The 7,955-nt window shown below is 73.7% G+C and carries 7 protein-coding genes; all 7 read right to left on the bottom strand.

Annotation, left to right across the window (positions count from 1 at the left end):
* Positions 1 to 1,290 (bottom strand): hypothetical protein (locus tag ABZ641_RS19820; protein WP_359983433.1); only part of this gene is annotated, 1,290 nt, incomplete at its 3' end.
* Positions 1,291 to 1,324: 34 nt separating this feature from the next.
* Entirely contained in the window at positions 1,325 to 1,924 is a 600-nt protein-coding gene (locus ABZ641_RS19815) for a hypothetical protein (RefSeq protein ID WP_359983430.1), read from the bottom strand.
* Between the two features lie 353 nt (positions 1,925 to 2,277).
* Positions 2,278 to 3,315: an adenosine deaminase gene (locus tag ABZ641_RS19810; protein WP_344626784.1), complete on the bottom strand. Its 1,038-nt coding sequence runs from the start codon at positions 3,313 to 3,315 to the stop codon at positions 2,278 to 2,280.
* Between the two features lie 38 nt (positions 3,316 to 3,353).
* Positions 3,354 to 4,661, bottom strand: a complete 1,308-nt coding sequence (locus ABZ641_RS19805; RefSeq protein WP_359983427.1) for a DUF445 domain-containing protein — start codon at positions 4,659 to 4,661, stop codon at positions 3,354 to 3,356.
* Positions 4,662 to 4,749: 88 nt separating this feature from the next.
* A complete protein-coding gene (locus ABZ641_RS19800; RefSeq protein ID WP_344626786.1) occupies positions 4,750 to 5,709 on the bottom strand; it encodes an ATP-binding cassette domain-containing protein in 960 nt (319 codons plus the stop codon).
* Between the two features lie 111 nt (positions 5,710 to 5,820).
* Positions 5,821 to 6,687: an ABC transporter permease gene (locus ABZ641_RS19795; protein WP_344626787.1), complete on the bottom strand. Its 867-nt coding sequence runs from the start codon at positions 6,685 to 6,687 to the stop codon at positions 5,821 to 5,823.
* Positions 6,680 to 7,522, bottom strand: coding sequence for an ABC-2 family transporter protein (locus tag ABZ641_RS19790; protein ID WP_359983425.1), 843 nt, complete (start codon positions 7,520 to 7,522; stop codon positions 6,680 to 6,682). The genes ABZ641_RS19795 and ABZ641_RS19790 overlap by 8 nt, the downstream gene beginning before the upstream one ends.
* Between the last annotated feature and the right edge of the window lie 433 nt (positions 7,523 to 7,955).

Genomic DNA, 7,955 nt, shown 5'->3' with positions numbered 1-7,955 from the left:
ACAACATCTAAAACCACATTTGTGTTGTGGTTTGTGTTTTTCTGTGTGGGAGTCTGGCGAGCGGGGGGGCCCCGCCGGCCCCGTCCCCGGGGTGCTGCCGGCCGCGCCGCCACCGGGCCGGGCCCCGGCTCCGGTGCCGCCCGCTCCGGCCGTACCGCCCGCACGACCCGCGCCGACGGTGCTGCCACCGCCGCCGCGACCGCCGGGCAGACCGCCGCCACCGGCACCACCGCGGCCGCCGCCCAGACCGCCGCCACCAAGGCCACCGCCTCCGAGGCCACCGGGCAGACCGCCGCCGGGCAGTCCGCCGCCGCCGAGGTTCCCGCCCCCGGGCAGGCTGCCGCCGCCGGGCTGGTTACCGCCCGGCAGGGTCGGCGAGGTCGGCATCGTCGGTGCGTGGTCGATGCCGGTGCTCGGCATCTGGCCGGTGTACGGGTACGGCATGGTGTGCACCTGGCCGGGCCCGGTCGGCACCTGGTGGGCCGGCGGCGTCGTGGGCACCGACTGGTGGCCGGACGGCGGCGTCCACGTCGGCATCTGCGCCGGTCGGCCCGAGCCGCCGGTGCCTCCGCCGCCGCCGGTGCCTCCGCCGACGGTCACGTTCTGGCCGTCGTCGAGATGCTGGGCACCCGGCACCGCCGGGAACTCCGGCGGCTGCGCGGAGTTCAGCCGGGTGACCGACTGGTCGTAGGACTGCCCCAGCTTGGCCATCTGCTGGATCGCGTCCTGGTGCGCCTGGTCGACGCGCTTCTGCGCGGCCTGCGCCTCCTCCTGGGTGACCCAGTTCGGGTCGACCATGTCGGCGACCTTGCCGGCCGCCCAGCCGCCGACCACGTTGCCGATGCCGGGCATCGCCATGCCGCCGGCGATGAAGCCGCCGACGCTGACCGCGGTGTTCGGCTGCGCCTCGTACCGGCGGACGGTCTCCATGTCGGAGGTCGGCACGTCCGGCATGCTCCGCTTGACCTCGCCGAGCGTCTCGCCGGCGGTCGCGATGTAGGTGCCGGCGTTCCGCGAGTAGTCGGCGAGCTGCATGGTGGACTTGGAGACGTTGCCGCCCCAGGTCTTGAAGCTGTCGGCCGCCTGGCCCTCCCACTCGAGGCCGCTCATGTGGGCGTGCAGCTCGTTGCTGATCTCGTCCATCTTCTGGGCGGCCAGCAGCAGCCGCTGGCCGACCTGCATGACGGCCACCGGGTCGGCGCTCTCGACCATGGCCACCAACTGCTCGTGGCTGGAGCCGCCGAAGTCGTCGCCGTCGCGGTGGATCCTGACGAATCGCTTCTCGGTCATGCCTCACTCCCCCTCTCCGCTTCCGGAGCGGACATCAGTACGAACCCTGCTGGGTGCCGGTGGACGGCTGGGCGGCCTGCTGCGGGTACGAGGCGGGCTGGGCCTGGGTGCCGCCGCCCGCGGCGGTCCGGTAGCCGGCCGCCGACGAGACCTGGGTCTGCTGGTCCGCCTGGTTGAGGATCGTCTGGAACTTCTGGCGCTGTTCCTCGTCGGCGTTGGCGTAGCCGCGGGCCGCCATGTCGATGCTGGCGCTCATCGCCTCGATCTGCAGGGAGAGCGTCTTCGACAGTTGTTCCAGGTTGGCGTGCACCGTGGCGTAGGCACTCATCAGGCTGCCCGCCTGGCCGAAGTTCTGGCCGAGCTGCCAGGACTGCAGCTGCTGCTGGGAGACCTCGCCGTGGCTCGCGGGCGAGCCGTCGAGGTCCTTGAGGATCGTGTCGACCCTGTTCTTGAAGGTCTGCAGGTTCTCGACCTCGACCTTGACGGCCTGGGCGCCGACCTGGCCGGCGAGGGCCTGGGACTGGGCCACCATGGCCGCGGTCTGAGCGGCCGTCACCGTCGAGACGACGTTGTAGAAGATGCCGGACGTGCCGCCGCCGCCGCTGCCGCCGCCGGAGTCCGCCGCGTTCACCATCGTTGAAACCTCCCCCGTGTCCGGCCGGCCCGCCGCGGCCCGCCGTTCCACCACATCTCTCTCGCCCCCGGTAATCAGGGTCCGTCACCGTCCGGTCGGTTGTGCGCACCGACGGGCGGCAGCAACCCCCACCCGTAACATAGCGGCCCGCACGGACGGGCCGTCAGGGGGTGCGGACCCTCGGCGGCCATCGGTACGCACTTGTCACCGGACACGCACAACATCCCCGCCCGGGCGTCCTGTTCCCGCCGCCGGCGGCCCCCGGCCCGGAACGGTGCTCCCCCGCCCGGAATGCCGGACCCCGGTCCGGCGGCTCGCCGGACCGGGGTCGTGCCACGCGTAGCGGGTCCCGGTCAGCGCTGCCAGGCGGCCAGGTGGGTGTCGATCTCGGCGGCGAGCCGGGCCTTGCCTGCCTGGTCGAGGAAGGACGCCTCGACGGCGTTCTTGGCGAGCGCGGCGACGCCGGCCTCGTCGAGGTCGAGCAGCCGGGCGGCGACGGCGTACTCGGTGTTGAGGTCGGTGCCGAACATCGGCGGGTCGTCGCTGTTGACGGTGACGAGCAGTCCGGCGTCGACCATCTGCTTGATCGGGTGCTCCTCGATCCGCTCGACGGCGCGGGTGGCGATGTTGGAGGTCGGGCAGACCTCCAACGCGATCCGGTGCTCGCCGAGGTGGTCGAGCAGCGCCCGGTCCTGGACGGCCTGGGTGCCGTGGCCGATCCGCTCGGCGCCGAGGTCGCGCAGGGCGTCCCAGACGGTCTGCGGGCCGGTGGTCTCGCCGGCGTGCGGGACGCTGCGCAGGCCGGCCGCCCGGGCGCGGTCGAAGTAGGGCTTGAACTGGGGGCGGGGCACGCCGATCTCCGGGCCGCCGAGGCCGAAGCTGACCAGGCCTTCGGGGGCGAGGTCGACGGCGAGCCGGGCGGTCTCCTCGGCGGCGGCGAGGCCGGCCTCGCCGGGGATGTCGAAGCACCAGCGCAGCACGACGCCGAGCTCCTTCTCGGCGGCCTTGCGGGCGTCCTCGATGGCCTCCATGAAGGCGACGTCGGGGATGCCGCGGTTCACCGAGGAGTACGGGGTGATGGTGAGCTCGGCGTAGCGGATGTGCTGGCGGGCCATGTCCTCGGCGACGCCGTAGGTGAGGGCGCGGACGTCCTCGGCGTCGCGGATCAGGTCGACGACGCTCAGGTACACCTCGATGAAGTGCGCGAAGTCGGTGAAGGTGAAGTACTCGGCGAGCGCCGCCGGGTCGGCGGGCACCTTGGTGCGGCCCTCGTGGCGGGCGGCGAGCTCGGCGACGACGCGCGGGGAGGCGGAGCCGACGTGGTGCACGTGGAGCTCGGCCTTCGGCATGCCGGCGATGAACGCCTCGATCGGGTTGCTGCCCTCGGTCACCACACACGCTCCTTCGCAGGTCCAACTGACTCTGCATGCTATCCGCCGAGGACCACCGCGACGGTGTGGATCACCAGCCCGGCGGCGGCACCGACGACCGTGCCGTTGATCCGGATGAACTGCAGGTCGCGGCCGACGTTGGCCTCGATCTTGCGGGAGGCGTCGTCGGCGTCCCAGCCGGCGACGGTGTCGGAGATCAGCGCGGTGATCTCCTCGCGGTAGGTCTCGACGACGTACTCGGCGGCGTCCTGCAGCCAGCCGTCGGCCTTGGCCTGCAGCTTCGGGTCGGTGGCGAGCCGGCGGCCGAGCGAGCGCAGCGCGTCGCGCAGCCGGCGGCGCAGCTCGCTCTGCTCGTCCTCCGCGGCACCGAGGACGAGGGTGCGCACGGCGGCCCAGGAGGAGGCGATGAGGTCCTGCACCTCGGGCCGTTCCAGCAGGTCGGCCTTGGCGTGCTCGACCCGGGCGATGGTGTCGGGGTCGTGCTGCAGTTCGGTGGCGAAGTCGGCGAGGAAGTTGTCGATGGCGCCGCGGGCGGGGTGCTGCGGGTCGTCGCGGATGTCGGTGACGAACCGCATCAGCTCCTTGTAGACGCGCTCGCCGACCTGGTGGTCGATGAACTTGGGCGTCCAGCCGGGCGTCTTGCGGGTGACCCTCTCGACGATGTCCTCGTGGTGCTCGGCGAGCCAGTGGTGGACGCGGACGCTGACCAGGTCGACCACGCCGTGGTGGCCGCCGTCGGCGACGACCTTGCCGAGCAGCCGGCCGGCGGGTTCGGCGACCGGGGTGGCGGCGGCCCTGCGGGTGACGGCCTCGGCGACGACCGCCTGCACGTCCTCGTCGCGCAGCACGGCGATGACGCCGCGCAGTGCGGCGGCGGCCTCCCGGGTGACGCGTTCGGCGCTGCCGGGGGCGGCCAGCCACTCGCCGAGCCGCCGGGAGATGCCGATGGCCTCCAGGCGGGCTCGGACGACCGGCGGGGAGAGGAAGTTGTCGCCGACGAAGTCGCCGAGGGACTTGCCGAAGGCGTCCTTCTTGGTCGGGATGATCGCGGTGTGCGGGATCGGCAGGCCGAACGGGCGGCGGAACAGCGCGGTCACCGCGAACCAGTCGGCGAGCGCGCCGACCATGCCCGCCTCGGCGGCGGCCGCGACGTAGCCCGCCCAGGCCCCGGCCCCGGCGGCGGAGGCCCAGGTGGCGAGGGCGAAGACGACGGTGGCGAACGCCAGCAGGCCGGTGGCGATGGTCTTCATCCGCCGTACGCCGCGGCGCTTGCGCTCGTCGGCCTCGGTGAAGCTGACCCCGGTGGGAGGTCGGGAGGCCGTTCCGGTTCTCTGTTCGACGCTCACCTGGACAGTCTGCCCCGCGCCCGCCGTCCTGATCGCGTTGCCGGGCCGGGCGGCGCGACCGGGACGGCGGGGCCGGTGGGCGGGCGGCTCAGCCGATGACGGCGCCCGCGTACATCCGGGCGATGACGTCCTCGATGGCGGGTTCGCGGACGGAGAGGTCGGCCAGCGGGTAGCGGGCGGCGACCGCGGCGACGATCGGCGCGGCACTCTCCCGGGCGGGGAAGGCCAGCCACTGGCGGGGCCCGTCGACCCGGACGGTGCGGGCGCCGGGCACCAGGATCGGCGGCCGCGCCTCGGCGAGGTCGACGACCAGGGTCCGTTCGCTGTCGCCGGCGGCGTGCAGGCCGTCGAGGTCGCCGTCGTGGACGAGCCGGCCGTGGTCGATCACCATGACCCGGTCGCAGAGCTGCTCGATGTCGACGAGGTCGTGGGTGGTGAGCAGCACGGTGGTGCCGTGGTTGCGGTGGGCCTCCTTGAGGAAGGCCCGGACCTTGGCCTTGCTGACCACGTCGAGGCCGATGGTCGGCTCGTCGAGGTAGAGCACCTCGGGGTCGTGGAGCAGGGCGGCGGCGAGGTCGCCGCGCATCCGCTGGCCGAGCGAGAGCTGCCGGACGGGGGTGTCGAGGAGGGCGCCGAGGTCGAGCAGGTCGACGCAGCGGTCGAGGTTGGCGCGGTAGCGGGCGTCGGGGATGCGGTGGATGCGGCGTGCGAGTTCGTAGGAGTCGCGCAGTGGGAGGTCCCACCAGAGGGTGGTGCGCTGGCCGAAGACGACGCCGATCCGGCGGGCGAGGGCGGTGCGGTCGCGGGCGGGGTCGACGCCGGCGACGCGGAGCCGGCCGGAGCTGGGGACGAGGATGCCGGTGAGCATCTTGACGGTGGTGGACTTGCCGGCGCCGTTGGGGCCGATGTAGCCGACGCACTCGCCGGCGCCGACGGTGAAGCTGAGGCCGTCGACGGCGTGCACCTCGCGCCGGGCGCGGCGGAAGCGGCCGGCGCGGGTGCGGACGGTGAAGCTGCGGCGGACGTCGTCGAGTTCGATGAGGGCCATGGGGTGTCTCCTTCTGCTCGGCTTCTGCTCGGCTTCTGCTCGGCGTGGTGGTGGGCCCGGCGGGGCCGGTCCGGCTGCCGGGTCGGTTCGGGGGCGGTTCGGGGGGCCGGTTCAGCTGCCGGCGCCCTGGTAGGCGCGCAGTCCGGCCCGCCAGGTGAGGGCCGCGGCGAGCACGCAGAGGGCGGCCGCGACGGGCGAGGCGTACTGGAAGGCGGTGGGCAGGCCGAGCGGGTCGGGTCGGCCGAGGACGTGCAGTGCGGGCAGCCAGTTGACGAAGGCCAGCGGGACGCCGAAGACGGTGCCGGCGACGAGTTCCTTGGCGAAGACGGTCGGCGGGTACTGGAGCAGGGTGGCGCCGCCGTAGGTGAGGGAGTGCTGGAGTTCGCCGGCGTCGCCCCACCAGAACTGCAGGGTGGCGCCGGCGACGAAGATGCTCGCGAAGATGACGCTGCCGCAGAGCAGCAGCACCGGGACGAGCAGGATCCGGTCGGCCGTCCAGTGCACGGGCAGTGCGGTGAGCGACCAGCCGAGGACGGCGGCGGCCTGGAGGGGCCGGCCGAGGCGGCGCAGCGAGAAGCGTTCGGCGCAGACCTGGGCGAGGGCCGGGGCGGGCCGGACCAGCATGGTGTCGAGGGTGCCGGTGCGGATCCGGTTGCCGAGCGCGTCGACGGAGCCGACGAAGAGGTTGGCGGTGCCGAGGGCGAAGGCGGAGGTGCCGTAGAGGAAGCCGAGTTCGGGCAGGGTCCAGCCGCCGAGGGTGTGGGTGTGGCGGAACATCAGGACGACGACGAGGAAGTCGAGGGAGGTGGTGGCGAGGTTGGCGAGGAGCATGAGGACGAAGGAGGTCCGGTAGGACATCGAGGACCGCGTCCACATGCCGGCCATCAGCCACCAGGCGCGGACGGCCCAGCAGGCGCGCGCCCACCCGGCGCGGACGGCCCCGCGGCCCGGGCGCTCGGCGAGGAGGAGCTCAGCCACCCTGCACCACCACCTTGCGCACGGCGAGCGCGAGGGTGAGCCGTCCGGCGGCGAGGAGGGCGGCGGCCCAGGCGAGTTGGCCGGCGATCCCGGTGGCCGCGGCGGCGCCGGTGCGGTGCTGGACGAGGATGTCGACCGGGGTCTGGATCACCGCGGCCCAGGGCAGGGCGGCGGCGAGGCTGCCGAGCCAGCCGGGAAAGAGCCCGATCGGCAGCAGCATGCCGGAGAGGAACATCGCGACGACCAGCACGACGGCCCGCACCCCGTCGGAGTCGTGCAGCCAGAAGCCGGTCAGCACGACCAGGAAGCGCAGGCCGAAGCTGACGGTGACGGCGAGCGCGACGGAGACCAGGAAGACCGCCCACACCAGTGGCGAGGCGGGCAGCCGGAGGTGGAAGGCGAGGGCGCCGGCGAGGGTCGGCAGGGTGCCGCGGGCGAGCAGGTGGAAGGCGGCGCGGCCGAGGTCGGTGGCGAGCCACCAGCCCTGGAAGTCGACCGGGCGGTGCAGGTCGACGGCGATGTCGCCGGTCCGCAGGCGTTCCTGGACGTCGTCCTGGAAGCCGCCGCCCCAGACGGCGACGGTGACGAGCAGCGCCTGGCTGATCCAGATGTAGGTGACGGCCTGGGCGGTGTCGTAGCCGCCGAGGCCGGGGCGGGCCTGCCACAGGGCGAGGAAGGTGTAGGCGAGGATGAAGCCGAAGACGGTGTTGGTGACGGTGCCGGCGAGGGTCGCGGCGCGGTAGGTGGCGTAGCGGCGGAAGGCGCCGGCGGCCACCGCGAGGTAGACCGCCGCGCCGCCCCCTTCCCGTCGTCCGGTCTGCACTGCCATCGCCATGATGTCTCCTTGTCGACTTTTCGGCCCGCAGTCGCGCACGGACCGGTACGGGCGCACGCCGAACGGCCCGCACGCGGGCGTGCGGGCAGCCCCGATCGGCTCCGACCGGGGGCACCCCGGGGGTCCGGAGCGGCGGGCGGAGCTGAGCGGTGTCTCAGCGGTCTGCGGTTGTCACCTTTCACCGTAGCGCCGGCCGCGGGCCCGCGCAGGCGAATTCCGGCACGCCCGAGCCGACCGGCCAAAACACCTGATTACGGGTCAAATCGCCCATAATCGCCCCATGACCCGAGCGCAGCGAGCCAACAACCCGGCGGGCAACGGCCACCACCGCCCCGGGCAGGACACCGCCACGCGCGCCGATCCGCCCGCCCAGCGGGGCACCGCCGCGGCCCCCGACGCCCCCGTCCGGCCCGCCCCCGCACCGGCCCCCGGC

It is taken from the genome of Kitasatospora sp. NPDC007106 (assembly GCF_040634455.1).
GTDB lineage: Bacteria > Actinomycetota > Actinomycetes > Streptomycetales > Streptomycetaceae > Kitasatospora > Kitasatospora arboriphila.
Note: the sequence above shows the minus strand (reverse complement) of the source record. Positions and strands in the feature narration are given on the sequence as shown.

Excerpts from the sequence above, each read along its gene's own strand:
- ABZ641_RS19800 (WP_344626786.1), bottom strand. The coding sequence starts at position 5,709 with ATGGCCCTCATCGAACTCGACGACGTCCGCCGCAGCTTCACCGTCCGC.
- ABZ641_RS19790 (WP_359983425.1), bottom strand. The coding sequence starts at position 7,522 with ATGGCGATGGCAGTGCAGACCGGACGACGGGAAGGGGGCGGCGCGGCG.
- ABZ641_RS19815 (WP_359983430.1), bottom strand. The coding sequence starts at position 1,924 with ATGGTGAACGCGGCGGACTCCGGCGGCGGCAGCGGCGGCGGCGGCACG.